The sequence below is a fragment of the Arthrobacter sp. NPDC057009 genome (assembly GCF_042673905.1).
GTDB lineage: Bacteria > Actinomycetota > Actinomycetes > Actinomycetales > Micrococcaceae > Arthrobacter.
On the sequence record NZ_JBHUSB010000018.1, the window covers coordinates 64867 to 91129 of the forward strand.

Consider the following 26263-nt stretch of genomic DNA (forward strand, 5'->3'; position numbering starts at 1 on the left):
GGGGTGACGGCCGTGCAGAACGACGCCAGCGCAATGGGCGCCATTATCGACTGGGCGGCCCTGGAGGATGCTGCGCTCGAGGCCATGAAGCGTGCGTATGCGCCCTACTCCAGCTTTCCAGTGGGCGCCGCGGCCTTCACGGCGGACGGCCGCATCGTGAGCGGCTGCAATGTGGAGAATGCCAGCTACGGCCTGACCCTGTGCGCCGAGTGCGTTCTCGTGGGGAACCTGCAGATGACGGGCGGCGGCCTCCTGCGCGCCTTCTACTGCGTTGACGGCGGCGGCAATGTGCTCATGCCCTGCGGACGCTGCCGGCAGCTGCTGTACGAGTTCCGAGCCCCGGGCATGGAACTCATGACGACGCAGGGAATCAAGACCATGGACCAGGTGCTGCCTGATGCATTTGGACCCGAACACCTGGAGGGAAGCCGGTGAACCAGAGGACCGAGCCGTTCGACGCCGTCGACATCATCCGGACCAAGCGCGACAAGGGCGTGCTCAGCCCGGAGCAGATTGCCTGGACCATCGACGCGTATACCCGCGGCGTCATCGCCGAGGAGCAGATGGCCGCGCTGAACATGGCCATCCTGCTCAACGGCATGGACCGCGCCGAAATCTCCCAGTGGACCGCGGCGATGATCGCCTCCGGGGAGCGGATGGACTTCTCCGGCCTCCGGCGGCCCGACGGCGGCGTGAAGGTTACGGCGGACAAGCACTCCACGGGCGGGGTGGGGGACAAGATCACCCTGCCGCTGGCACCCCTCGTGGCCGTGTTCGGGCTGGCGGTCCCGCAGCTGTCCGGACGCGGACTGGGCCACACCGGCGGCACGCTGGACAAACTCGAGTCCATTCCCGGCTGGCGCGCGGCCCTGAGCAACGACGAAATGATGGCCCAGCTCCAGGACGTGGGCGCGGTGATCTGCGCCGCCGGACCAGGGCTGGCCCCGGCGGACAAGAAACTCTATGCGCTCCGCGACGTCACGGGCACCGTGGAGTCCATCCCGCTGCTTGCCTCGTCAATCATGAGCAAGAAGATCGCCGAGGGCACGGGCTCGCTGGTGCTGGACGTGAAGGTGGGCAGCGGGGCGTTCATGAAGGACGAGGCCGGTGCGCGCGAACTCGCCGAGACCATGGTGGCCCTTGGCAAGGACGCCGGGGTGGAAACGGTGGCCCTGCTGACGAACATGCGCACGCCGCTGGGGCTGACCGCGGGCAACGCCATCGAGGTGGAGGAAGCCGTTGAGGTCCTGGCAGGCGGCGGCCCCGCCGACGTCGTCGAGCTGACGGTGAGGCTGGCGGAGGAGATGCTGCGGTGCGCCGGTATTTCCGACGCCGATCCGGCGGCAGCGCTCAAGGACGGCAGGGCCATGGACGTCTGGAACCGGATGATCGCGGCGCAGGGTGGCGACCCGCGGGCCAAGCTGCCGGCGGCCAAAGAGACGGAAACCATCTACGCGCCGGCAGACGGCGTCCTCGTGGAACTCGACGCGTTCGCCGTGGGTGTGGCGGCATGGCGGCTCGGCGCCGGGCGGGCCCGCAAGGAGGACCCGGTGCAGGCAGCAGCGGGTGTCCGCCTGCACGCCAAACCGGGTGCAGTGGTGCGCGCCGGTGAACCGCTGATGACCCTGCTGACGGACACGCCCGGGAAGTTTGCCCGGGCCAAGGACGCGCTCGATCATGCCGTGACGATCGCACCTGAAGGTTCCCGGCCCGCGCAGCAGCTCATCATCGACCGCATCGCCTGACCGTGCAGGCCATCAACGACTTCATCCTGGCGGCAGCCGGCCAGCCATGGGTCCTGTTCATAGTCCTGGGCTGCTGCATTATCGACGGCTTCTTCCCGCCCATCCCCAGTGAATCGGTGGTGGTGGGGCTGGCGGCCGTGGCCGCGACGGCGGATGTTCCCAATCCGTGGCTGCTGGCCGCCGTCGCCGGGCTGGGCGCCTTCACCGGCGACAACGCCGCCTACCTCATCGGCCGCGCCGTGGGCATCCAGCGCTGGGCGTGGATGCGCGGGCCACGGATGCAGCGGGCATTCCGGTGGGCCGGGCGGGAGCTGCGCAAGCGGCCGGCGTCGCTGATCCTGGTGGCGCGGTTCGTCCCCATCGGCCGGGTGGCGGTGAACCTGACGGCAGGGGCCACGCACTATTCGCATTCCCGCTTCATCGGGCTGACCGTCCTTTCCGCCACCCTCTGGGCCTCGTACTCAGTGGCCATCGGCCTGTTCTTCGGCCAGTGGTTCGAGGAAAACCACCTGCTCGGAGCCGTGATCGCCATTGTCTGCGCCATTGTGCTGGGCATCCTGGTGGACATTGGAATCAACCGGGTGCGGAACCGCATTCCGGATCCGTTCCGGGAAAGTTGACTTTCCAATCAGGGCATAGCGCACTATCGTTCCGCCATGCGACACTAAAGAGCGATTTGCGTCACTTCCCGTCTTGTTATATTTCCTAGGAGCATCAGCCGCGTGGAGTTTATTAATGAGGCCGTGCTCCATGCAGCGGGTCAATGGTGGATTTACCCCGTCTTACTGCTCTTTTTCTTCGTGGACGGGTTCGCGATGGTGGTCCCGAGCGAGACCCTCATCGTCGCGTTGGCAGCCTTCTCCCGGCACAGCGGGGAGCCCAACCTCTGGATCCTCGGCCTGACTGCCCTGGCCGGGGCCATGGCGGGTGACAACATGGCCTACATGCTGGGCCGGAAGATCGGGCTGGAACGCTGGAAATGGATGCGCCGGCCCAAGGTGCAGAAGGCCTTCGGCTGGGCGCGCTACGAACTGGAAAAGCGCGGCGCCGTGCTGATCTTCACGGCGCGCTACATCCCCTGGGGACGTGTCGCCGTGAACTACGTTGCCGGCACCACCGGGTACCCGCACCGCAGGTTCTTCGTGCTGGATGCCTTCGCCTGCTTCACGTGGGTGGGCTATTCGATAGGCATCGGCCTCGTGGCCAGTTCCTTCCCGTGGCTGCACCACAACCCGCTGCTGGGCGCGGGCATCGCCGTCGTGTTCGCCATCATCCTGGGCATCATCATTGACCACGCCCTTCGCTGGTGGCACAAGCGGCTTGGACGCCACGACGCCCCAGTTCCGGAAGAGGGCAGGGTTCCGGAAGAGGGCAGCCTCCCGGACGGGAGCGACGTCCCGGAAGAGACCAGCCGCGTGGCCTAACAGGAGGCACAGCAGAAGCCGCCCAGCGCGAACGTACAGTTGTGGCCCCATTTCCATTCGGATTTGGGGCCACAACTGTACGTTCGCGCTGGCGGAGGCAGGTTTGGGCATCCTCCCGCTTCGTTGGCATTGCCGCCGGTCCAACCCTAGAGTTGGTACGTGACTGAGCCAATCGTTGACGCCGCCCCTGCCCTTGACTTCGACCTGAAGAGCCTGCCCAAGGTCTCCCTTCACGACCACCTGGACGGCGGCCTGCGCCCTGCCACCATCATCGAGCTGGCGGAAGCCGTGGGTCACACCCTGCCGTCCACTGATCCGACGGCACTGGGCGAATGGTTCCGCGAGTCCGCCGATTCCGGATCCCTGGTCCGGTACCTCGAGACGTTCGACCACACGGTCGCAGTCATGCAGACCAGGGAAGGGCTGTTCCGCGTCGCCAAGGAGTTCGTGGAGGATCTCGCGGACGACGGCGTGGTGTACGGCGAAGTGCGCTGGGCACCTGAGCAGCACCTCCAGAAGGGACTGACCCTGGACGAGGTTGTCGAGGCCGTCCAGGAAGGCCTCGAAGCGGGTGTTGAGGCCGTGGCCGAGACCGGCCGCGAGATCCAGGTGGGCCAGCTGATCACGGCCATGCGGCATGCCGACCGGGGCCAGGAAATCGCCGAGCTCGCCGTCCGGCACCGCGACAAGGGTGCCGTCGGGTTCGACATCGCAGGCGCCGAAGACGGCTTCCTGCCCTCGCGCTTCCGGGACGCCTTTACTTACCTGGCCCAAAACAACTTCCCGGCCACGGTGCACGCCGGCGAGGCCGCCGGACTGGACAGCATCCAGTCCGCCCTGGTTGACGGCCGCGCGCTGCGCCTGGGCCACGGTGTCCGCATCGCCGAGGACATCATGGTGGAGTTCGACGAGGATGACACCGACGAGGATAGCGACAACATCGGCCTGGTCACGCTCGGTAACCTGTCCAGCTGGATCCGGGACCGCGGCATCGCCCTGGAGATCTGCCCGTCCTCGAACCTGCAGACGGGCGCCATCGCCGGCTTCGGCGAGGGCATCGAAAGCCACCCGCTGGACATGCTTTACCAGCTGGGATTCAACGTGACCATCAATACTGACAACCGCCTCATGAGCGGCGTGACGCTCACCGACGAGTTCGAGCTGCTGGTGGAAACCTTCGACTACGACCTCGACGACCTGCTGGAGCTCACGCTCAACGCCGCCGAAGCGTCCTTCCTGCCGCTGGAGGAAAAGGAAGCCCTCGTGGAGTACATCAACGACGCGTACGGCGACCTTGGCTGAAACTGCCCGACAGCCTGAATCCGCTCCGGATCCTGGACCGGCCGGCGAGGTGGGGGAGCTGTTGGGGATCATCGCTGCCCTCCGCGAGCACTGCCCCTGGATGGGCGCCCTCACCCACGAGTCCCTTGTGGAGTACCTGCTGGAGGAGGCCCATGAAGTGGCCGAGACCATCGAGACGGGTGCGGACGAGGCTGAGCTGAAAGGCGAACTCGGCGATGTGCTGCTCCAGGTGGTGCTGCACGCCCGGCTCGCCGAGGAACGCGGAGTGTTCGGCTTCGGCGACGTCGCCCGCGGCCTCACCGAGAAGATGATCCGCCGCAACCCGCACGTGTTCCGTCCGGACGGTTCCCTCCAGGACTCCTTCCCTGCCACCGTGGAGGAGATCGTGCTCAAGTGGGATGCCGTCAAAAAGGCCGAAAGCCCGCAGCGCAGCACGCCGTTCGTGGGCATCCCGGTGGCCCTGCCCGCACTGGCCCAGGCCCAGAAAACCCTGGACCGGGCCGAACGGGCCGGGCTGCCTCGGGCTGAAGAACATCCGCGGGTCGAGTCCGCCGGGACCCGGCTCGCCGAAACAATGGAAACGGAAGCCGAGCTCGGCGAGCTGCTGCTCGCCGTCGTACATTCTGCCCGGAGCAGGGGGTTCGACGCCGAACGCGCCCTCCGCGGGGCCGTCCGCCGGTACCAGAACCGCCACCCCGAATCTTCCGCGCCCGGATCATGACGTCCGGGTTCTGGATAGGTTTCCGTAACGTGCACCACTCTCGACTACGCTAGTCCCTGACGAGGACGTCGAGATTTTCCTTCTAGAAACCCCCGCAATATCGCCCACAAGGAGCAAATCCATGGCGCTTATCGATGCCATCCACGCCCGCGAGATCCTCGATTCCCGTGGCAACCCCACCGTCGAAGTTGAAGTTCTCCTCTCCGACGGCCAGATCGGCCGTGCTGCCGTTCCGTCCGGTGCATCCACCGGCGAGCACGAAGCAGTTGAACTGCGCGACGGCGACAAGGGCCGTTACCTCGGCAAGGGTGTCCAGAAGGCCGTTGACGCCGTCATCGACCAGATCGCACCGGCCCTGACCGGCTTCGACGCCACCGACCAGCGCAGCATCGACCAGGCCATGATCGACCTGGACGGCACCGCCAACAAGGGCAAGCTGGGCGCCAACGCCATCCTCGGCGTTTCCCTGGCAGTTGCCAATGCTGCAGCAGCCTCGGCCGACCTGCCGCTGTACAAGTACCTGGGCGGCCCGAACGCCCACGTCCTGCCGGTTCCGCTGATGAACATCCTCAACGGCGGCTCGCACGCGGATTCCGACGTCGACATCCAGGAATTCATGATCGCCCCCATCGGTGCCGAGACCTTCTCCGAGGGCCTGCGCTGGGGCGTTGAGGTCTACCACAACCTCAAGTCCGTGTTGAACGAAAAGGGCCTGGCCACCGGCCTCGGCGACGAGGGCGGCTTCGCACCGAACCTGCCCTCCAACCGCGCCGCCCTGGACCTGATCCAGGAAGCCATCCAGAAGGCCGGCTACACCCCGGGCACGGACATCGCGCTGGCACTGGACGTCGCCTCCTCCGAATTCTTCAAGGACGGCGCCTACCAGTTCGAAGGCAAGTCGCTGAGCTCCGCCGAGATGAGCGCCTACTACGCCGAACTCGTTGCCGACTACCCGCTGGTGTCCATCGAGGACCCGCTGGACGAGAACGACTGGGAAGGCTGGAAGATCCTCACCGACACCATCGGTGACAAGGTCCAGCTGGTGGGTGACGACCTCTTCGTCACCAACCCCGAGCGCCTGCAGCAGGGCATCGACGCCGCCACGGCCAACTCCCTGCTGGTCAAGGTCAACCAGATCGGCTCCCTGACCGAGACCCTGGACGCGGTTTCCCTCGCCCAGCGCTCCGGTTACACCACCATCACCTCGCACCGCTCCGGTGAAACCGAAGACACCACGATCGCCGACATCGCCGTTGCCACCAACGCCGGCCAGATCAAGACCGGTGCTCCGGCCCGCTCCGAGCGTGTTGCCAAGTACAACCAGCTGCTGCGCATCGAAGAGGAACTCGACGACGCCGCACGCTACGCCGGCCGCAGCGCGTTCCCGCGTTTCAAGGCCTAGTAGCCAAAGAAACAGCTGACCGGTGGCTATGGTGGAAAGACCATAGCCACCGGTTTTGTTTTTGGCGCCACACGTTACAGGAGTGTCATGGCTACCCGCCGTCCCAAAGTTCCCAGGGTGACCCCACCAGCACAGCAGTCCGCCGCCGGATCGGCCGGGGGAGACGTCATCCAGGCGGACTTTGGCGCTTCCCGCTCCGCGCACGCCACGCATGACGCCGGGACGGGACACGGGACGCGGGCCGAGGGCAGGCCCGGCGCCCCTGGGACGAAGGCCGGGACAGGGACTAAAACCGGCGCGGGGACTAAAGGGACTAACAGCACCGGTTCAACAGGCGCCGGCAGCAAGGGCGCAGGATCAAAGGCCGGCGCATCAACTGGAACCGGCGTAACAGCCCGCGCCGGCAGGACAGGCGGCACGGCAGCCGGAAAATCTGGCAGCAGCCGCACAAAGTCCGGTTCTTCAGCCGTCCCCGCCGAGGACGACAACCTCGACCCCGTACCTGCGAAGGCGTTCTCCGGGCGGATGCTGGCGCTGGCCGTGGTGATGGTGGCCATCACCATCATGCTGGCCCCCACCGTGAAGATCTTCATCGACAAGCGGGCCGAAATTGCGGCCCTGGAATCGGACATCGCAGACCGCAAGGCGGAGCAGGACAACCTCAAACGGCAGGTGTCCCGATGGCAGGACCCGAACTACGTCAAGCAGCAGGCACGGGACCGCATTAACATGGTTATGCCGGGAGAGACCGGCTACTGGGTGTTCGGCAGCGACCTGCCGGCCGGCGCAACAGGCAGCCAGCCCAGTGCAGCAGAAAGACAAGACCCCGCCGATGTGCCCTGGGTGGATTCCCTCTGGGACTCCATCAAGCGCTCGGCGACAGACTAGGAGCGGCGCCCGCCGCGGGACTGCCTACCGGAACGCCGGGGCAGCCAGATCCGGGCAGGAAGGACGGCCACGCCAGTGGACGACAACACGGCAACCGCCCCCGGTGAATCCCGGCAGCCATCAGCGCAGGACCTCGATGTGCTCAGCCGCCAGCTTGGAAGGCCGGTGCGTGACGTGGTGGAAATCCCGGCGCGCTGCGTCTGCGGGAACCCCCTGGTGGCGGCAACATCCCCGCGCCTGAGCAACGGGACGCCCTTCCCCACCACGTTCTACCTGACCCACCCCGTCATCACGTCGGCGGTCTCGCGGCTTGAAGCCGGCGGCCTCATGAACGACATGAACGACCGGCTCGCCGCGGACGACTCCCTCGCTTCCTCCTACCGGAAAGCCCACGAGGCCTACCTGGCTGCCCGTGCCGACATCGGTGCGCGGTCCGGGATCGGCGACGTCCCGGAGATCGACGGCGTCTCCGCCGGCGGGATGCCCACCCGCGTCAAATGCCTGCACGTCCTGGTGGGACACTCGCTGGCCGCCGGCCCAGGTGTGAACCCGCTGGGCGACGAGGCCATCGCAGCCATCAGCGAATGGTGGACCGCTGACCGCTGCTACTGCGAGGGTGCCTGGGACACGGCCGGCGAGGCGCCGTCCAGGGACCTCAGCCGCCATGGCCCGCAGGGACTGCCGGAGATCGTCGGCCGCCCGGCGCCCGTCCGCAAATCCAAGACCGACGAAAGCACGACGGAGTCCCGAAACACGGAGGCAGGCGCATGACCCGGGTGGCCGCCATCGACTGTGGAACCAACTCCATCCGACTCCTCATCGCCGACATTGACCACAGCAACGGGGCCACCAGGCTCACCGATATCGTGCGCGAAATGCGGGTAGTGCGGCTCGGCCAGGGAGTGGACGCCACCGGTGAATTGGCGCCCGAGGCGCTGGAGCGCACCTTCGCCGCCACGGCTGACTACGCCGAGCTCATCCGCGAGTACCAGGCCCGGAAGGTCCGTTTCGTGGCCACGTCCGCCAGCCGGGACGCCCGGAACCGCCAGGTGTTCGTGGACGGCATCAGGAACCTCATCGGCGTGGAGCCCGAGGTGATTACCGGCGACGAGGAAGCCGCGCTGTCCTTTGCCGGCGCCAGCAGCGTGCTGCCGATCTCGGCCGAGGACAAGGTCCTGGTGGTGGATTTGGGCGGCGGCAGCACCGAGTTCGTGCTCGGCGACGCCAATGGCGTGATCGCCGCCCGCTCCGTGGACATCGGCTGCGTCCGGCTGACCGAACGCCACCTCACGGCGGACCCGCCCACGGCCGAACAGATCGCTGCCGCGGAGGCCGACGTCGACGCCGCCATCGCCGAAGCGCGACTGGACGTTCCGCTGGAACGCAGCACCGCCGTCGTCGGGGTTGCCGGTTCCATCACCACCATCACGGCGCACGCGCTCAAGCTGCCCGAATACCTGCCGGCAGCCATCCACGGCGCCGAGCTGTCCATTGCCGCCGTACAGGCCGCCGCCACCGACCTGCTGCAGATGCCGCGGTCCCGGCGGGCGGAACTGCCCTACATGCATCCCGGCCGGGTGGACGTCATCGGAGCCGGTGCCCTGGTCTGGCGGCGCATCCTGACCCGGATGGGCGAGCTCAGCGCCGGCCGCATCATTACGGCCACGGCCAGCGAGCACGATATTCTGGACGGAATTGCCCTGAGTGCCGCGGCACAAAGCTAAACCAAGTATTGGATCCTGAATGACCAGAGCAACAGCCCGGCTGCGCCGGACGGTCTCGGCCCTTCTGTCCGCGGTGCTTGCCGGCGGCATCGCCGCGTCCGCCGTCGCCACCGCCCCGGCCGCGCAGGCCGACTCCTGGCGGGACAGGGAATACTGGCTCAAGGAAGCCGGCATCACCAAGGCGTGGGAGGTCTCCAAGGGCGCCAACGTGAAGGTGGCGGTGATCGACAGCGGTGTCGACGGCAACCATCCTGACCTCAAGGGCGTGCTGGCAGGCGGCCACGACGTCTCCGGCGCCGGCGATCCCGACGGTGAGAAGAGCATCGGCGCCAAGCCCGAGCACGGCACCCTCGTGGCCACCATGCTCGCCGGCCGCGGGCACCAGCCGCCGAAGAAGGCCACGGCCAGCGCCAAGCCTTCGCCGAGCGCCACTGCAGCAGCCAAGGGCAGGCCGGACGGCATCATGGGCGTGGCCCCTGAAGCCCAGATCCTTTCCGTCTCCACCTGGCTCGGATCACCCAACCCGGGCGGCAAGAGCGACCAGGACCAGATCCCGGAGGCTGTGCGCTGGGCCGTGGACAACGGCGCCAAGGTCATCAATATTTCGCTGGGCAGCACCTCGCCGGAGTGGCCGCAAAGCTGGGACGCAGCGTTCCTGTACGCCGAGCAGAAGGACGTGGTCATCGTGGCCGCGGCCGGCAACCGGGTGGGCGGCAACGTGCAGGTGGGGGCCCCGGCCACTATCCCCGGTGTGCTGACCGTCGCCGGCGTGGACCGGACCGGACGGGCGAGCACCGACTCCTCCTCCCAGGGCATCAGCATCGGCGTGGCCGCGCCGGCCGAGAAGCTGGCGGGCGGACTGCCCGGCGGCAGCTACGCGGAATGGGCCGGCACGTCCGGCGCCACGCCCATCGTCTCCGGAGTTGCTGCCCTGATCCGTTCCAAGTGGCCGGAGATGAGCGCCGAGCAGGTCATCAACAGGATTGTCTCCACTGCCAAGGACGAAGGCGCGCCCGGCAAGGACCCGCTGTACGGCTTCGGCGTCCTCAACGCGGAGGCGGCGCTCAAGGAAGACGTCGCAGAAACGAAAGCAAACCCGCTGGGTTCCATCGCGGACTGGATCCGCGTCCACCGGCGCGGCAACCTCGCCACGCCCGCTCCCGAGCCCTCGTCCACGGCGCCCGCCGCGCAGGCCACGCTGCCCACGGCGACCGTGCCGGTGGCCGTGCCTCCGTCGCAGCTGGACAGTGCGCTGCCGGCGGCCGTGGTCATCGGTTTCGGTGCGCTTTTTGTAGCCATCATTGTGGCAGGAGCGGTGCAGCTGCGCCGCGCCTACAGGGCATCAGGCGGCGGTCCAGAGGAGCCGGACACCGATGCGCTCACAAAGGTGGACCGGGCCGACCGCACCAGTTAGTGAAGATTTTCACAAAGTACTGTACTCTGGAGCCATGGCAACCACCCCACAGCTCCAGGATCGTCCGCGTGTGCTCGTCGTCGGCGGCGGGTACGTCGGCCTCTACGTAGCCCTCAAACTGCAGAAGAAGATCGCGAACGCAGGCGGCATCGTCACCGTCGTCGATCCGCTGCCCTACATGACCTACCAGCCCTTCCTGCCGGAAGTTGCCGGCGGAAACATCGAGGCCCGCCACGCAGTGGTCTCGCACCGCCAGCACCTCAAGCAGACCGAGCTCATCCAGGGCCGCGTCCTCTCCATCGACCACGCCAACCGCACGGCAGTGGTTGCCCCGGCTGACGGCGGCGAGAACTTCGAGGTCCCGTACTTCGACGTCGTGCTTGCCGCCGGCGCCATCACCCGCACGTTCCCGATCAAGGGCCTGGCGGACAAGGGCATCGGCCTGAAGACCATTGAGGAAGCCGTTGCGTTGCGCAACAAGGTCCTCGACCGCATCGAGCGCGGTTCCACCATGACGGACCCCGCTGAACGCGCCCGTGCCCTGACCTTCGTGGTGGTGGGTGGCGGCTTCGCCGGCATCGAGTGCATCACCGAAATGGAAGACCTCGCCCGCGCCGCGGTCCGCAACAACCCGCGCGTCAAGCAGGAGGAAGTCCGCTTCGTCCTCGTCGAGGCCATGGGCCGCATCATGCCCGAGGTCACCGCACCGCAGGCCGAGTGGGTCGTGGAGCACCTCCGCAGCCGCGGCATCGAGGTCCTGCTGAACACCTCGCTGGACAACGCCGAGGGCTCCCTCAAGCTCATCAACCTGCCGGACAAGACGCCGGCCCAGGAATTCGAGACCGACACCCTCGTGTGGACCGCCGGTGTCCAGGCCAACCCGATGGTCCGCTCCACCGACTTCCCGCTGGAGCCGCGCGGCCGCGTCCGCGTCCTGCCGGACCTGCGCATCGGGGGCGACGAGGGTATCATCGACAACGCCTGGGCTGCCGGCGACATCGCCGCAGTTCCCGACCTGTCGGGTGGCGGCCTCCCGGACGGCACCTGCGTCCCCAACGCCCAGCACGCGCTGCGCCAGGCCAAGCGCCTCGCCAAGAACCTGTGGGCTTCCCGCTGGGACAAGCCGCTCGTTGACTACAAGCACAAGAACCTCGGTGCTGTGGCCGGCTTCGGTGAGTGGAAGGGTGTTGCCAACATCAACCTGTTCGGCCGCATCGGGCTCAAGGGCCCTCTCGCCTGGCTGGCACACCGCGGCTACCACGGCATGGCAATGCCGACGTTCGAGCGCAAGTTCCGGGTGGTCTTCAACTGGATCCTGAGCTTCTTCGCAGGCCGCGACACCACGCAGCTGCTGGACCTGGACAACCCGCGCGGCGCCTTCGTGGCCGCTGCCACCCCGGCGCCCAAGCCCGCGGCCCCCGCCGCGCCGGCTCCGGTCGAAAAGGCTCCGGCTGAGAAGTCCGCCGCCCCTGCCCAGGGCGGCGCCAAGGACCCGGTCACGGCCGAGGCCAAGTAAAAAAATAACGACGGCGGCCGTTCCCCTTTCCGGGGACCGGCCGCTTCGTTGTGTCCCGGCTTTCCCGGCTGTGTCCTGGCGCACCCCTAGACTGGCTGCATGACGGGTGAAAAGAACCTCCAGACTCTCCTTGCCTCGATGCATCCGGTGCTCCGGAAAGGGGAGTACGTCTACGTTCTCTGGCCGCATGGCAGGCCGCTCGCCGGACACATCGAGGCCGCCGTTCGGGAAGCCGAGGGGCTCACCGTGGTCCTGCCCCGGGCCGAGGCGGACGCGCTGGACCTGCCCTACGACTTCGTGGCGGCCTGGATCACCCTCGAGGTCCACTCGGCGCTGGAGGCTGTGGGCCTGACCGCGGCTGTGAGCAAGGCGCTGACCCAGGCCCGGATCAGCTGCAACGTTCTAGCCGGCTTCCACCACGATCATCTCCTGGTCCCCGTGGCCGATTCGGCGCGGGCGCTGGAAGTCCTGGCCGAGCTCGCGGCCGCCAACGCCCCCGAGCCGGAGCCGGTGCGGGAAGTGATGCTGCGCAGCGAAGAACCGGGCGACCGTGAGGCCCTCCTCGCCCTGGCCGCCGAAGCCTTCGCCGTTTCCCCCGTCACCGGACTGCCCGTCGAGGGGGAGCCGGTTGAGGTCAAGGTCCTGCGCGAGCTGTTCGTTGCCGAGGAGTATCTGCCGGAGTTCAGCATCGTCGCCGAACTCGACGGCGAAATCGTCGGCCACGTGATCAGCACCCGGGCGTGGGTGGAGGACCTCGAGCTCCTGGGCCTCGGGCCCATTTGCGTGACGCCCCGGCTGCAGCGCCACGGCATCGGCTCGGCGCTCATGCGCGAAACAGTCATCCGCGCCAACGCAGCGGGGGAGAAGGGCATCGCGCTGCTCGGATCCACCGACTATTACCCCCGGTTCGGCTTTGTCCCGGCGTCGTCCCTGGGAGTTCAGGCGCCCGATGCCAAGTGGGGCGACCACTTCCAGTTCCTGCCCCTCGCCCTGTGGCCAGGAGGAGTCCACGGCACATTCCGGTACGCGGGGCCCTTGGCCGCCCTCTGAGGCGATACGATTGACCGGGCGCCCCAGTAGCCCAATTGGCAGAGGCAGCGGACTTAAAATCCGCGTGTTGTGGGTTCGAGTCCCACCTGGGGTACTAGATTTCTCCTCGGCGCCGCCGGTGTTCCAATATGCAACGAGTGTTATGAGGATGTGACCTTAGTCACTTATGTTCCTGCACGAATTGGATTAGCTTGAATTTAGCTCAGGAACCCCTGACCACAAATCGCATCAAAGGCCGTACGCACCTTTGGATCGAGGAGATTCTCAATGATTTCACTCCCCCAGGCGGCGCCCAGGGTCGCTAAGCTCACAGCGCTTAGCCTCGGCGTCGCCCTTCTGGCCACGGCTTGTGGTGGCGGCTCCACCCCAAGCGCGACCGAAACCACCGCAGCGGCAGGCGGCATCGCGTGCCCTGCACCCAGTGCCACGGCCGGGGCAACCAGTACTGCAACACAGACCGGCGACGTGCCGGCTGCGACCACCACCACCCCCACACCGCTGAAACTTGGATCGCTTCTGCCGACGACGGGGTCGCTGGCGTTCCTTGGCCCACCCGAAATCGCCGGTGTTAACCTTGGTGTCAAGGAAGTCAACGACGCCGGCGGCGTGCTCGGCAAGCCGATCCAGGTGGTCCACCGCGATTCCGGCGACACCAAGACGGACATCGCCACGCAGTCCACCACGGCACTCCTCGGCCAGGGTGTCAGCGCCATCATCGGCGCCGCCTCCTCGGGCGTGTCCAAGACCGTGATCAACCAGATCACCGGCGCGGGCGTGGTCCAGTTCTCGCCGGCCAACACCTCGCCCGACTTCACCACCTGGGATGACAAGGGCCTGTACTGGCGCACCGCTCCGTCGGACGTCCTGCAGGGCAAGGTGCTGGGTAACTACATGGCCACCTGTGGTGCCCAGACCGTGGGCATGATCGTCCTGAACGATGCCTACGGCACGGGCCTGCAGAAGAACATCAAGGCCGCCTTTGAGGCAGCCGGCGGCCAGGTTGTGGCCGAGGAACTCTTCAACGAGGGTGACTCGCAGTTCAGCAGCCAGGTGGACAAGGTCATCGCCGCGAAGCCGGATGCCATTGCGCTGATCACCTTCGACCAGGCCAAGAGCATCGTTCCGCTGCTGACCGGCAAGGGCATCAAGCCCACCCAGCTGTTCATGGTGGATGGCAACACGTCCGACTACAGCAAGGACTTCAAGGCCGGCACGCTGAAGGGCGCGCAGGGAACCATCCCCGGCACCTTCGCCAAGGAGGACTTCAAGAAGGAGCTCCTCGCCATCGACCCGGCCCTGAAGGACTACAGCTACGCCGGCGAGTCCTACGACGCCGTCAACCTGATTTCGCTGGCATCAGAGGCCGCCAAGAGCACCAAGGGCGCGGAGATCGCCAAGCAGCTCAAGGCAGTCTCCGAGGGCGGCGAGAAGTGCACGGACTTCCCGTCCTGCGTCACGCTGCTCCGCAATGGCAAGGACATCGACTACGACGGCCAGTCCGGTCCGGTGACCTTCTCCGAGGCCGGTGACCCGACGGAAGCCTTCATCGGCATCTACGAGTACCAGGACGACAACAAGTACACGCCGGCCAGGGAAGAATTCGGCAAGCTGTAAAGCCGCTTCCCACCGCACAGAGAAGCCCCCGTCCAGTGAACTGCTCCCCGGAAGTTGGACTGAGAAATTCAGTTCCGACTTCCGGGGAGCAGTTTTATGCATGCACGTAGTTCGTTATCCGAGGCTCAGCGCGAGGCCGCGGTAGCGTGGTTTGAGAAAGGCCTTGCAGATACGGCGACAGCCACCTTGCTGGGCGTGTCGCGCTGGCCGGTCAAGCTTCTGTATCGGCGGTGGAGGATCCATGGTCAAGGAGCGCTGGTGGCTAAACCGAAACAGTCGTATTCGTTCGACTTCAAGCTCGCGCTGGTGGAACGGTTCCTCGCGGGTGAGACTGCCCCGGATCTGGCAGCCGAGGCTGGGTTGTCTTCGCCGGGATTGGTGAAGACGTGGGCTCGTGCCTATCGTCGCGAAGGCGTGGATGCCTTGCGCCCCAAGCCCAAAGGCCGGCCCCGGAAGCCCGACGCCCCACCGCCGGCGGAGACGTCCGAATTGGAGCGGTTGCGGCGGGAGAACGAGCGGTTGCGGGCGGAAGTGGCCTACCTGGGAAAATTGCGGGCCTTGAGGGCTCAAAAACAACGGTGACGGTTCAGGCTCTCATCGCCCTCAAGGCGGACTTCTCTCTTCCGGTTCTGCTGCAGGTCTCAGGTCTTGCCCGATCCACGTTCTTCTATCACCAGGCCCGGCTCCTGGCCCCTGACCCGCAAGAGGAACTCAAGTCCTCCATCATGGACATCTTCAAGAAGAACCATGGCCGTTACGGGCACCGCCGCGTGCAGAGGGAGCTGCTCAACCAAGGCTGGACGGTCGCGAAGAAAACGGTGCTGAAGATAATGCGCGCACTCGGGCTTGTCTGCAAGGTCCGGCAGCGGAAGCGCTACAACTCCTACCAAGGCGAACAGGGCACTGCCGCGCCGAACCTGCTGAACCGGGAGTTCGACGCCACTGCCCCGAACCAGAAGTGGGTCACTGATGTGACAGAGTTCAGCGTCGGAGAGCGCAAGCTCTACCTCTCGCCGGTCATGGACCTCTTTGACCGGCAGATCATCTCGTACTCCATCGGCCTGTCGCCAAACCTGAAGCTCACCAACAGTTCACTGCGTAATGCACTGACAACGCTCGACAGCGGGCAGAAACCGCTCGTGCATTCAGACCAGGGATTCCAGTACCGGCACACCTCGTGGCGGACGCTCCTGGAGGGCGCCGGCGCCGTCCAATCCATGTCCCGCAAAGGCAACTGCTACGACAACGCCGTGATCGAGAACTTCTTTGGACACCTCAAGGAAGAGCTCTTCCACCACGTCCGGTTCCTCAACACCGATGCACTGGCTACGGCACTGCACGAATACATCCGCTGGTACAACACCGAGAGAATCTCCACAAAGCTAAAGGGCCTGAGCCCGGTGCAATACCGTGCTCAGGCCCTTGTGGCCTAGGCTCTAACTAAACCGTCCAACTTCTGGGGACCAGTTCACCGGACGGGGGCTTCTCTGTGGTGCCTGGCGGGGCTAGTGCTCGTCCGCCAGCGTGCCGAGGTACAGCTGGATGACCTTGGGGTCCTTCATGAGCTCGCGGCCGGTGCCGGTGTACGCGTCCCTGCCCTGGTCCAGGACGTAGCCGCGGTCGCAGATCTGCAGGCAGCGGCGGGCGTTCTGTTCCACCATGATGACGGACACGCCGGCCCGGTTGATCTCGTGCACCCGCAGGAACGTCTCGTCCTGCTTGACGGGGGAGAGGCCTGCCGAGGGCTCGTCCAGCAGCAGCACCGCCGGTTCCATCATCAGGGCCCGCCCCATCGCCACCATCTGCCGCTCGCCGCCGGACAGGGACCCTGCACGCTGCGCCCGGCGTTTGCCGAGTTCAGGGAACAGGCTGGTGACGAAGTCGAAGCGCTCGGCGAAGTCCTTGGGACGCTGGAACATGCCCATCTGCATGTTTTCCTCGATGGTCAGCGTGGCGAAGACGTTGTTGGTCTGCGGCACGAATCCGACGCCCTGGGTCACCAGCTTGTTGGCCTTCAGTCCCGTGAGGTCACGGCCCCGGACCACGACGGACCCGGAGTGCACCTTGACCAGCCCGAACATGGCCTTCAGCAGGGTGGACTTGCCGGCCCCGTTCGGGCCGATAATGCCGATCAGCTCGCCCTTCCGGGCCTCGATGCTGCACCCGTTGAGGATGTTGACGCCGGGGAGGTAGCCGGCCACCAGGTCCGTGACTTTGACGACGACGCCGTCCTCTGCTGCGCTGTTTGCGGCCGGGGCCGGGCTCGTGGCACTCATTCCTTGTCCTTGTCTGTGGGGATGGCAGATGATCCGCCGGGCCGGAGGTCAGGTGCCACAGCGTCCACGGCGATGATGCCCGCATTCTCGGTGCCGACGATGGACTCCTCATCCGCCGCCAGTTCCTGCTCCAGCTCCCGAATGCCCTCGGTGTCGCCAAGATCGACGTCGTGGTGGGCGCCCAGGTAGGCGTCGATGACGGCGGGGTCCTTCATGACCTCGCCCGGGGGGCCCTCGGCCACGATCTTCCCTTCGGCCATGACCACCACCCAGTCGGCGATGTGCCGGACCATGTGCATGTCGTGTTCCACGAAGAGGACGGTCATGCCCTCGGACTTCAGGTTTTTGATGTGGTCCAGCAGCGACTGCGTCAGTGCCGGGTTGACCCCTGCCATCGGTTCGTCCAGCATCACCAGTTTGGGACGGACCATCAGGGAACGCGCCATCTCCAGCAGCTTGCGCTGGCCACCGGACAGCGAGGCCGCGTAGTCGTCCTTCTTGGTGTCGAGCTTGAACTTCTCCAGCAGGACGTTGGCGTGCTCGGTGATCTCCTTCTCCCGGCCGCCCCAGATGTTCTTGAACAGGGCCTTGGACAGCCTTTCACCCGGCTGGTTGGACGCGCCGAGCCGCATGTTCTCCATGACGGTGAGCTTGCCCATGACCTTGGTGAGCTGGAAGGTTCGCACCATGCCCATCCGCGCCACCTTGTAGGAGGACACCCCGGCGATGCTCTGGCCCTCGAACTGCCACTTGCCCGAGTTCGGCGTATCGAAGCCGGTGAGCAGGTTGAACAGGGTGGTCTTGCCGGCCCCGTTGGGGCCGATCAGGGCGGTGATCTTGTGCCGCGGAATCTCCAGGTAGTCGACGTCGACGGCGTTGATGCCCCCGAAGCTGCGGGTGACGTTTTCGGCGACGACGATCGGGTCCCGCTTCTTGCAGCCGGGGGTGTTTTCCCCGACGGCGATCGGACGGGTGTCCGTCATGTAGTCGACGCCCTCTTCCATTGCTTCCTCGCTGTGCTTGCTCATGCGAACGCCAGCTCCTTCTTGTTGCCAAAGACACCCTGCGGCCTGAAGATCATCAGCAGCATCAGGGCGATGCCCACCAGGATGTAGCGCAGCTGACCGGCCTGGACCGTGGTCAGCCAGGTCACCGCGCCGGATTCGATGAGACCGTACAGAACGCCCTGCGTGAGGGACAGGACCACCCAGAAGATCATGGCGCCGATCACCGGCCCGAGGACTGTTGCCATGCCGCCCAGCAGCAGGCAGGTCCACAGGAAGAACGTCAGCTCGGTGCCGTAGTTGGCCGGCTGCACGGCGCCCCGGGGGAGCGTGAAGATCATTCCGGCCAGCGCACCGAAGATGCCGCCGATCACGAGTGCCTGCATCTTGTGGGCGTACACGTTCTTGCCGAGTGAACGCACCGCGTTCTCGTCCTCGCGGATGCCTTTCAGGACGCGGCCCCAAGGGCTGCGCATCAGGAGCCAGACAAGGACGCAGCCGACCGCCACGAGTCCCCAGCCCACCACCCGGATGAAGAAGTCCCGGTTGTTCATGCCGAAATAGGAGCCCTCAGGGAACGGGTTCATCGAATAGAACCCGCCTTCGAAGGCGGCAAGCCCATTGGCGGAACCGGTCACGGACGTGAGCTGGTTGGTGGTGACGACGTAGCGCACGATTTCCGCTGCGGCGATGGTAACGATGGCCAGGTAGTCGGCCCGCAGGCGGAGCGTGGGAATGCCCAGCACCAGCGCAAAGAGCACCGAGCAGACGACGGCGATCAGCAGCCCCACGAAGAAGGGCACCCGGAAGCTGAGGGTCGAGATGGCGAAGCCGTAGGCGCCCACCGCCATGAAGCCGGCCTGGCCGAAGTTCAGCAGGCCCGAGTAGCCGAAATGCACGGCGAGGCCGAGCGCCGCGAGGGCGTAGGCCGCCGTCGTCGGGCTGAAAAGTTCCCCAGCAGCGCTGGCAAGGATAAATCCAAAGTCCATGGCTGTCTCCTAACCCACGCGCTCGCGGCGGCCCAGGATGCCCTGGGGCCGGAACAAGAGGACAACGATCATGATGAAGAGTGCTCCCACGTATTTGAGGTCGGCCGCGAGGCCGAACACTGTGGTCAGTTCGACGAAGATGCCGACGATGATGGACCCGACGAGTGCGCCGAAAACGGTGCCGAGGCCGCCAAGGGTCACGCCTGCGAAGATGAGCAGCAGGATCTGCGAGCCCATGTCGAAGGTGACGCCCGGGCGGTAGTAGGCCCAGAGGATGCCGCCCAGGGAGGCCAGGACACCGCCCACGATCCAGACCAGGCGGATGACGCCGTCGACGTCGATGCCGGAAGCGGCGGCCAGGGCGGGGTTGTCGGCCACCGCGCGGGTCGCCTTGCCGAGCCTGGTCTTCAGCAGCACGATGCCCAGGAGGGCGATCACGATGGCGCTGATGACCAGGGACCACAGGTTGTTGGGGGAGATGGAGACCGGGCCGATCTGGATTTCGGCGCTCTGCGCGAAGGGCAGCTGCTGCGTGGCCCCGCCGAAGTAGAACTGGATGATGTAGCGGACCGCCAGGGCAAGGCCGATGCTGACAATCATCATGGGCACCAGGCCCGTGCCGCGGCGCCGCAGCGGGCGCCACAGCCCGGTGTCCTGCACATAGCCAAGGAGTCCGCCGCCGAGCAGGGCCAGGATGATGGCCAGCCAGAAGGGCAGGTTCAGGGCGCTGAATCCGAAGACCAGCACGGCGCCGAGCGTCACCATCTCGCCGTGCGCAAAGTTGGTGAGCCCGGTGGTGCCGAAGATCAGGGACAGGCCCACCGAGGCAAGGGCCAGCAGCAGGCCGAAGCTAAGGCCGGCCACAAGCCGGTTGAGGAGGTTCTGGCCGAAGTCCTGCTGCTGCACCACGATGCCCTTGCCGAAGGCGAAGATGACCGAGAGGTTTGACGTCTGGCTGAACGTGACGTTGCGGGGATTCGACTGGCCCTCGGCGAGCGTGATGCCCTCCGGAAGCGTTGACTCGTCCAGTTCGATTTCGTAGGTGCCCTGGGTGGGAACGCCAATCCGCCAGGAGCCGTTGGCGCCCGAGGTTGCCTCGCCGGTGAAGTCGCCGCTCTTGGCGGTGATCTTGACGCCTTCGAGGGGACGCCGGGTATCGTCGCGGAGGAAGCCGCTGATGCTGTTCTGGAACTGCTGGTTCGACGGGGGTGGTGTCGGAGCTGGAGTGCCTGCCTGCGATGCCGGTGCTGCGACCAGCAGAAGTGCCACGACGGCGGAGGCAATGGCCCCCCATACCTTCAGCAGCCCGGCCGGCCGCCGGATAGGCAGCCCTCTCGGTGTGCGTCTCAAATTGAAAACCTCCACGTGGGGGTGGTTGCGGCTGCTTCGTTGCAGCCGCTGCGAACGGAGGGCGGCGGACGGAAGAGAGTTCCTGCTGGTGAAGCGGGGCTTGACCAGCTGTGATATCCGTCACCCTGACCCGCTTATCGTACAGCGCGGGCAGTACAAACATCGCGGGCGGAGCTGACCATCAGATAGCGATCCGGTAACAACTGAAAAGTCCGCTGCCACAGCGGAACTTTCCCTGCCGTTAGTGCGTAGGAATTGATAGCGTGAGCTTTAGAACCAACACTCAACCCCCTAGACGGAGGACACCCGCAATGGCACTTGGCGGAAACCCGATCTTCAACGGAAAGAATTTCCGTGAAGCCACCCAGGCACCGCCTGTCCCGCAGGCGTACGGCCAGAACAACTACGGCCAGAACCAGTTTGGCCAGCCGCAGTACGGCCAGGGCCGCGCTCCCGGCTCGGTCATGGACGCCCAGTCCGGCTGGATGTCGCAGCAGCAGAACATGACCAACGACCAGCTGCAGCAGATGTACAACCGGCCGGCGGCCGGCCCCGCCGAAACCGGGCGGATGACCTTCGACGACGTCATCGTCAAGACCGCCATCTGCCTCGCGGCGGTAGTGGTTGGCGCGGCCGTCACCCTGACGGTGAGCCTGTCGCTCGCCAGCATGCTCATGATCGTCGGCGCGCTCGGCGGCTTTGTCCTGGCCCTGGTCAACACGTTCAAGAAGCAGCCCTCGCCGGCCCTCATCCTGGCCTACGCCGCCCTCGAAGGCCTGTTCCTCGGCGGCCTGACCCGCATCCTCGACGGCATGTACCCGGGCGTCGGCCTGCAGGCGGTCATCGGCACGCTGTCCGTGTTCGCCGTGACCCTGGTGCTCTTCAAGAGCGGCAAGGTCCGCGCCACGCCCAAGGCAATGCGCTTCTTCATGATCGCGGTCATCGGCTACGCGGTCTTTTCCCTGATCAACATGATCATGATGTGGACCGGCGCGGTGGATTCGCCCTTCGGCCTGCGCACGAGCTTTGAGATCTTCGGTATCCCGCTGGGCGTCTTCGTCGGCCTGCTCGCGATCGGCCTTGCTGCCTTCTCGCTGATCATGGACTTCACCAGCATCGAGGCCGGCGTCCGCGCCGGAGCGCCGGAGCGCTTTTCCTGGACCGCCGCCTTCGGCCTCACCGTCACGCTCGTGTGGCTGTACGTGGAAATCATCCGCCTGCTGGCGATCCTCCGCGGCGGGGAAGAATAGGCACATAGCGGCTGCCGCCGTCGTTCCTCAATAACATGAAAGTGGGCCCCGCCAACCGGCGGGGCCCACTTTCGCGTTAAAGGGCTTCAGCTAGGTGAGCCGCTCCAGCACCACGGCCATGCCCTGGCCGCCGCCTACGCAGAGGGTGGCCAGGCCCAGCGTTCCGTCCGTTTCGCGCAGGCCGTTCAGCAGCGTGGTGGTCATCCGCGCGCCGGTCATGCCGAAAGGGTGGCCCAAGGCGATGGCGCCGCCGTGGATGTTGAGCTTGACCGGGTCGATTTTGAGTTCGCGGGCGCTGGCCACCACCTGGACGGCGAACGCCTCGTTGAGCTCCACGAGGTCGATGTCCCGCATGTCCAGGCGGGCGCGGGCCAGCGCCTGCCTGGAGGCCTCCACCGGCCCCATCCCCATCAGTTCGGGGGACAGCGCGGTGGCCGCAGTGGAGACGATCCTGGCCAGCGGCTCCAGCCCGAGATCCCGGGCCAGGTCGTAGCTCATGACCACCAGGGCCGCGGCGCCGTCATTGAGCGGGCACGCATTGCCGGCAGTGACCGTGCCCTCGCGCCGGAAGACCGGCTGCAGGGCGCTGACGGCCTCGAGGCTCACGCCGGGGCGCGGCGAGTCGTCCCGGTCCACCACCGTGCCGTCGCGCCGCCCGTATGGTGTGATTTCGCGGGCGTAGAAGCCGGAGGCGATCGCCGCCTCGGCCCGGTTCTGGCTCAGCACGGCCCACTCATCCTGGTCCGCACGGCTGATCCCGTAGGACGTGGCCACGTTCTCGGCCGTCTGGCCCATGGCGATGTAGATGTCCGGCATCCGGTCACCCAGCCGCGGATCGGTCCAGGGCGTGTTCGACTCCGCCCGTGCGGCTGTCCGCTGGCGGGCCGGTTCGAACAGCGGGTTGTGGTTTTTGGCTCCCGTTTCGCCCGCCCCGGCCCAGTCCTGGTAGCGGGACACGGCTTCGACGCCGGCCGCCACGAACGCCTGGCCCTCGCCCGCCCGGATGGCGTGGAAGGCCATCCGAAGGGTCTGCAGGCTGGAGGCGCAGAACCGGTTGACGGTGGCCGCGGGTACGTTGTCCAGTCCGGTGAGGATGGTGACGACGCGTGCCATGTTGGATCCCGCCTCGCCGCTGGGTTCGGCGCAGCCGAGATAGAGGTCGTCCAGTCCGGGCCCGGTGTCCCCGGTGGGGTCGAACGCCGGCAGTTTGGCCAGCGCCGCCCGGACCATGGCGGCGGCCATGTCGTCCGGCCGCTCATCCTTCAGTGAGCCCTTGAAGGCGCGGCCGATCGGGCTCCTGGCGGTTGAAACAATGACTGCTTCAGGCATGCGACCAGCCTACGCCCGGACCCGCCTCCGCGCAGGGGAGCTATACCAGCCGCATTGCCCCTGCCGCCGGGGTGACGGTGAAGATGTCCGGTGCGGCGTACCCCGCCTCCGCAAAGGCATGTACGACGGCGGCACGCACCTGCTGCTCCTCGCTCACCGGAGTCAGGGCAATGGCCGCTCCGCCAAAACCTCCGCCGGTCATCCGGGCGCCGATGGCGCCGTTCGCCCGTGAGCTCCCGACGGCGAGATCCAGTTCCGGACAGGAAATCTCGAAGTCGTCGCGCATGGATGCGTGGCTGGCATCGAGCAGGGCCCCGATGGCCGACGGTCCCTGCTGCCGCAGGAGTTCCACGGTCTGCAGCACACGGTCGTTCTCTGTGACCACGTGCCGGACGCGGCGGAACGTGACCTCGTCCAGCAGCCCGCTGGCCTCTTCGAGGTCGCCCACGGTGACGTCGCGGAGCGCCCTGACGCCCAGCACCTGGGCACCCAGTTCGCAGGAGGCGCGGCGGGAGGCATAGCCGCCGTCGGCATGGGAGTGGGAGACCTTGGTGTCGATTACCAGCAGGACGAGGCCAGCAGCCTCCGCCTCGAAGGGGACCAGTTCGACGCTCTGGTCGCGGCAGTCCAGGAACACGGCGTGGCCCTTCGAACCGCGCAGCGAGGCGGACTGGTCCATGATGCCCGTGGGCGCACCGACAAAGTCGTTCTCCGCACGTTGTGTGGCCAGCACCATGTCCTCCGGGCCCATGCCGGCGCCGGTGAGGTCGTTGAGTGCGGAGATCACCGCGCATTCGATGGCGTGCGAGGAGGACAGCCCGGCGCCAAGCGGCACATCGGAGTCCAGCAGCAGGTCCAGTCCCGGGACGTCGATGCCGCGCTGCTGCAGGGACCAGATGACGCCCAGCGGGTACTTGGTCCAGCCCTTGGCCGTGCCGCCCTCCAGAGACGAGGTGTCCGCCGCCGTGATTCCCTGGTCCCCGTAGGTCGAGAGCATCCGGACGGTGGAGTCCGGGCGGACCCCCACGGCCACGCGGGCGGTCCTGTCGATCGCAAACGGCAGCACGAAACCCTCGTTGTAGTCCGTGTGTTCGCCGATCACGTTGACCCGGCCGGGAGCCTGCCACACGCCGTCGGGCTGGCGGCCGAACGCGGCGGAAAACCGCGCCTCGAGGTCGGTGGTGGCGGGGGCGGTCATGCGTGGGCTCCTTCGATGAGGTCCGGTTCGATCAGTCCGGGGGCAACCGGAGCGAGGGCTTCGGCGGGGGATGCCGGGACGGTGACCGAGCGGAGCCGCTCCGCCACCTGTTCGGGCGTGGTGTCGTTGATGAAGGCCCCCATGGCCGCCTCCGAGCCGGCCAGGAACTTCAGCTTGTCCTCCGCCCGGCGCGGGGACGTCAGCTGCAGGTGCAGGTAGCTGGCCGGACGCAGGAGATCATCCACAGGTGCCTGGTGCCACGCTGAAATGTAGGGCGTCGGGGTGGGATAGAGCGCGTCGAGGCGCTTGAGCAGGTCGAGGTATACGTGGGCCAGTTCGTCCTTCTCCTCCCCGCTCAGCGCGGCCAGGTCCGGGACCTGGCGGTGCGGGACGAGGTGGATCTCCAGCGGCCACCGGGCAGCGAAGGGAACGTAGGCGCTGAAGCTGTCGCTTTCCAGCACCATCCGGCTGCCGTCCTCCCGCTCGGCTCGCAACAGTGAGCCGGTCAGCGTCTGCTGCCCGCCGGCGTCGTCATAAAACCTGCGGGCGGCGGCGCCCATGACAGCGGCGCGCGGGGTGACGTACGGGTAGGCGTAGATCTGGCCGTGCGGATGGTGCAGGGTGACGCCGATGTCCGCACCACGGTTTTCGAACGGGAAAACCTGTTTGATGCCTGGCAGCGCGCTGAGCGCAGCCGTCCGGTGTGCCCAGGCCTCCACCACCGTGCGGGCGCGGGTTTCGCTCAGGCCGCTGAACGATCCGGTGTGCTCCGGGGTGAAGGTGACCACCTCACAGCGCCCGAACGCCGGGCCGGTGGTACCCCAGCCGGGGTTGGCAGGGACGGGGCCCACGGCCGGGCCGAGGGAGGGGAAGCGGTTCTCGAATACCACGACGTCGTAGTCCGGCGCCGGGATCTCGGACGGGTTGGCGTCGGTGGTGGGGCAGATGGGGCACTGGTCCGCGGGCGGCAGGTGGGTACGTGTCTGCCGGTGCGCGGCCACGGCCACCCATTCGCCGGTCAGTGCGTCGAACCGGACTTCGCCCGGCTCGCCGCGGGGCGGAAGGTCCCGGCCGTCCTGCGTGAGCTCCACGGACCGCGGGCGGGTTGAGCCGGCGTCGTCGAAATTGAGCAGTTCGCGGCCGTCGGCGAGCTGGGTGCTGGTGATGTGGGTCATGCGTCGTGTCCTTTGAACGCGGGGGTCATGGGTGGTTGGTTCAGCAATGTTTGGTTTACCGGCGCCAGCCGCAGCTCGCCGACGGACTGCCGGAGCAGGTTCTCGGCGCCGGGGCCGGCGGTACCCGTTCTGATCCGGTCGTCGCTGATGAGGGTGCTGACGGCGGATAGCGGGGCGATCCGGGCGAGCCCCACGGTCCCGTATTTGGTGGCGTCGGCGAGCACTGCCAATCTGTCGGAGGCAGCGACCATGGTGGCGTTGACCTCGGACTCGAGGAGATTCGGCGAGGTGATGCCGGCCTTCGGGTCGAAGCCGTGCACGCCCATGAAGCACAGGTCGGCGTGCAGGTTGTCCAGCGCATGCACCGTCACCGGGCCAACGAGGGCTTCGGACGGGGTGCGCTGGCCGCCGAGCACCACGGTGCGGATGCCGCCGTCGCCGGCCGGACCCAATGAGTTGGCCACCATGAGGGAGTTGGTGGCTACCGTGAGCCCGAGATCCCGGGGGAGCAGCCGCGAGAGCTCGTGAGTGGTGGTGCCGCCGGAAACCAGCAGGGTCATGCCGGGGCGGAGCAGCGTGAGCGCCTCCGCGGCGATGGCCCGTTTCGCATCCGTTTCCCGTGCCGATTTGGCGCCGAACCCCGGTTCAAGTGTGCTGAAGGAGGAGGCACGGGTGGCGCCGCCGTGAACCCGCAGCAGCAGGCCTTCGGCGTCGAGCACGTCGATGTCGCGGCGGACGGTCATTTCGGAGACGCGAAGCAGGTCTGCCAGCGCTGCCACGCGGACGGTTCCTTCCGCGTCGAGCTCCTGGAGGATGCGGTGCTGCCGCTGCGTTGCGAGCACTTGTCTCCTCCTTCCCCGGTGACCCAGGCGTCTGTGTTTGTGGGCCCGGC

The 26263-nt window shown here is 66.8% G+C and carries 25 protein-coding genes and 1 tRNA gene; 18 read left to right on the forward strand and 8 right to left on the reverse strand.

The genetic code is table 11. The features are described 5' to 3' along the window. The first annotated feature begins 33 nt into the window (after nucleotides 1-33). From ACFTR6_RS17350 to ACFTR6_RS17430, 17 genes are all read left to right on the forward strand, one after another. Nucleotides 34-435 carry a cytidine deaminase gene (locus ACFTR6_RS17350; RefSeq protein WP_377958802.1) on the forward strand — a complete coding sequence of 134 codons (402 nt, stop codon included), beginning with the start codon at nucleotides 34-36 and terminating at the stop codon, nucleotides 433-435. Then, nucleotides 432-1745, forward strand: a complete 1314-nt coding sequence (locus tag ACFTR6_RS17355; RefSeq protein WP_377958771.1) for a thymidine phosphorylase — start codon at nucleotides 432-434, stop codon at nucleotides 1743-1745. The genes ACFTR6_RS17350 and ACFTR6_RS17355 overlap by 4 nt, the downstream gene beginning before the upstream one ends. 2 nt (nucleotides 1746-1747) lie before the next feature. After that, the gene (locus ACFTR6_RS17360) at nucleotides 1748-2365 is read left to right on the forward strand and encodes a DedA family protein (RefSeq protein WP_087873644.1); all 618 of its coding nucleotides are present in this window, start codon (nucleotides 1748-1750) and stop codon (nucleotides 2363-2365) included. A 102-nt stretch (nucleotides 2366-2467) separates the two neighbouring features. Then, nucleotides 2468-3169 (forward strand): DedA family protein, encoded by a 702-nt coding sequence (locus tag ACFTR6_RS17365; protein ID WP_377958772.1) that lies wholly within the window; start codon nucleotides 2468-2470, stop codon nucleotides 3167-3169. Nucleotides 3170-3328: 159 nt separating this feature from the next. Next, entirely contained in the window at nucleotides 3329-4471 is a 1143-nt protein-coding gene (locus ACFTR6_RS17370) for an adenosine deaminase (RefSeq protein ID WP_377958773.1), read from the forward strand. Between the two features lie 100 nt (nucleotides 4472-4571). Next, nucleotides 4572-5192 carry a MazG nucleotide pyrophosphohydrolase domain-containing protein gene (locus ACFTR6_RS17375; RefSeq protein ID WP_377958803.1) on the forward strand — a complete coding sequence of 207 codons (621 nt, stop codon included), beginning with the start codon at nucleotides 4572-4574 and terminating at the stop codon, nucleotides 5190-5192. A 121-nt stretch (nucleotides 5193-5313) separates the two neighbouring features. Next, nucleotides 5314-6594, forward strand: coding sequence for a phosphopyruvate hydratase (eno, locus tag ACFTR6_RS17380; protein WP_076798405.1), 1281 nt, complete (start codon nucleotides 5314-5316; stop codon nucleotides 6592-6594). Between the two features lie 87 nt (nucleotides 6595-6681). Next, on the forward strand, nucleotides 6682-7482 hold the full coding sequence (locus tag ACFTR6_RS17385) for a septum formation initiator family protein (protein WP_377958774.1): 801 nt from the start codon (nucleotides 6682-6684) through the stop codon (nucleotides 7480-7482). A 75-nt stretch (nucleotides 7483-7557) separates the two neighbouring features. Beyond that, the gene (locus ACFTR6_RS17390; RefSeq protein ID WP_172411759.1) at nucleotides 7558-8253 is read left to right on the forward strand and encodes a DUF501 domain-containing protein; all 696 of its coding nucleotides are present in this window, start codon (nucleotides 7558-7560) and stop codon (nucleotides 8251-8253) included. Continuing rightward, nucleotides 8250-9206 (forward strand): Ppx/GppA phosphatase family protein, encoded by a 957-nt coding sequence (locus ACFTR6_RS17395; protein ID WP_087873641.1) that lies wholly within the window; start codon nucleotides 8250-8252, stop codon nucleotides 9204-9206. Before ACFTR6_RS17390 ends, ACFTR6_RS17395 begins: the two co-directional genes overlap by 4 nt. A gap of 19 nt (nucleotides 9207-9225) precedes the next feature. Continuing rightward, on the forward strand, nucleotides 9226-10620 hold the full coding sequence (locus tag ACFTR6_RS17400) for a S8 family serine peptidase (RefSeq protein ID WP_377958776.1): 1395 nt from the start codon (nucleotides 9226-9228) through the stop codon (nucleotides 10618-10620). 34 nt (nucleotides 10621-10654) lie between these two features. Continuing rightward, nucleotides 10655-12136, forward strand: a complete 1482-nt coding sequence (locus ACFTR6_RS17405; RefSeq protein ID WP_076798400.1) for an NAD(P)/FAD-dependent oxidoreductase — start codon at nucleotides 10655-10657, stop codon at nucleotides 12134-12136. Between the two features lie 99 nt (nucleotides 12137-12235). Then, nucleotides 12236-13186, forward strand: a complete 951-nt coding sequence (locus tag ACFTR6_RS17410; protein WP_076798399.1) for an N-acetyltransferase — start codon at nucleotides 12236-12238, stop codon at nucleotides 13184-13186. A gap of 20 nt (nucleotides 13187-13206) precedes the next feature. Further along, nucleotides 13207-13280 (forward strand) — tRNA-Leu (locus tag ACFTR6_RS17415). Nucleotides 13281-13453: 173 nt separating this feature from the next. Next, nucleotides 13454-14800, forward strand: a complete 1347-nt coding sequence (locus ACFTR6_RS17420; RefSeq protein WP_076798398.1) for an ABC transporter substrate-binding protein — start codon at nucleotides 13454-13456, stop codon at nucleotides 14798-14800. 258 nt (nucleotides 14801-15058) lie between these two features. Next, nucleotides 15059-15382: a helix-turn-helix domain-containing protein gene (locus ACFTR6_RS17425; protein ID WP_157365201.1), complete on the forward strand. Its 324-nt coding sequence runs from the start codon at nucleotides 15059-15061 to the stop codon at nucleotides 15380-15382. Next, nucleotides 15379-16233 (forward strand): IS3 family transposase, encoded by an 855-nt coding sequence (locus ACFTR6_RS17430; protein ID WP_377958777.1) that lies wholly within the window; start codon nucleotides 15379-15381, stop codon nucleotides 16231-16233. Before ACFTR6_RS17425 ends, ACFTR6_RS17430 begins: the two co-directional genes overlap by 4 nt. Nucleotides 16234-16305: 72 nt before the next feature. Here ACFTR6_RS17430 and ACFTR6_RS17435 read toward each other — a convergent pair whose 3' ends face one another. From ACFTR6_RS17435 to ACFTR6_RS17450, 4 genes are read right to left on the reverse strand one after another with little or no spacing between them, the layout of a single operon-like run. Further along, complete coding sequence (locus ACFTR6_RS17435; RefSeq protein WP_076798397.1) at nucleotides 16306-17076, reverse strand: ABC transporter ATP-binding protein; 771 nt, start codon at nucleotides 17074-17076, stop codon at nucleotides 16306-16308. After that, nucleotides 17073-18104 carry an ABC transporter ATP-binding protein gene (locus tag ACFTR6_RS17440; protein WP_076798396.1) on the reverse strand — a complete coding sequence of 344 codons (1032 nt, stop codon included), beginning with the start codon at nucleotides 18102-18104 and terminating at the stop codon, nucleotides 17073-17075. Before ACFTR6_RS17440 ends, ACFTR6_RS17435 begins: the two co-directional genes overlap by 4 nt. Then, the gene (locus ACFTR6_RS17445; RefSeq protein WP_076798395.1) at nucleotides 18101-19069 is read right to left on the reverse strand and encodes a branched-chain amino acid ABC transporter permease; all 969 of its coding nucleotides are present in this window, start codon (nucleotides 19067-19069) and stop codon (nucleotides 18101-18103) included. Before ACFTR6_RS17445 ends, ACFTR6_RS17440 begins: the two co-directional genes overlap by 4 nt. Before the next feature lie 9 nt (nucleotides 19070-19078). Next, a complete protein-coding gene (locus tag ACFTR6_RS17450) occupies nucleotides 19079-20374 on the reverse strand; it encodes a branched-chain amino acid ABC transporter permease (RefSeq protein WP_076803499.1) in 1296 nt (431 codons plus the stop codon). A gap of 356 nt (nucleotides 20375-20730) precedes the next feature. Here ACFTR6_RS17450 and ACFTR6_RS17455 point away from each other — a divergent pair, with 356 nt between their 5' ends. After that, nucleotides 20731-21669, forward strand: coding sequence for a Bax inhibitor-1/YccA family protein (locus tag ACFTR6_RS17455; protein ID WP_377958778.1), 939 nt, complete (start codon nucleotides 20731-20733; stop codon nucleotides 21667-21669). Between the two features lie 90 nt (nucleotides 21670-21759). Here ACFTR6_RS17455 and ACFTR6_RS17460 read toward each other — a convergent pair whose 3' ends face one another. Genes ACFTR6_RS17460 through ACFTR6_RS17475 form a run of 4 tightly spaced genes read right to left on the reverse strand, consistent with a single transcriptional unit; the run spans nucleotide 21760 to nucleotide 26213 of the window. After that, nucleotides 21760-22998, reverse strand: a complete 1239-nt coding sequence (locus tag ACFTR6_RS17460) for an acetyl-CoA C-acetyltransferase (RefSeq protein WP_377958779.1) — start codon at nucleotides 22996-22998, stop codon at nucleotides 21760-21762. Between the two features lie 40 nt (nucleotides 22999-23038). Further along, complete coding sequence (gene galK, locus ACFTR6_RS17465; protein WP_377958780.1) at nucleotides 23039-24196, reverse strand: galactokinase; 1158 nt, start codon at nucleotides 24194-24196, stop codon at nucleotides 23039-23041. Continuing rightward, nucleotides 24193-25371 (reverse strand): galactose-1-phosphate uridylyltransferase, encoded by a 1179-nt coding sequence (gene galT / locus ACFTR6_RS17470; protein ID WP_377958781.1) that lies wholly within the window; start codon nucleotides 25369-25371, stop codon nucleotides 24193-24195. Before galT ends, galK begins: the two co-directional genes overlap by 4 nt. Then, the gene (locus tag ACFTR6_RS17475) at nucleotides 25368-26213 is read right to left on the reverse strand and encodes a DeoR/GlpR family DNA-binding transcription regulator (protein WP_377958782.1); all 846 of its coding nucleotides are present in this window, start codon (nucleotides 26211-26213) and stop codon (nucleotides 25368-25370) included. Before ACFTR6_RS17475 ends, galT begins: the two co-directional genes overlap by 4 nt. Nucleotides 26214-26263: the final 50 nt, after the last annotated feature.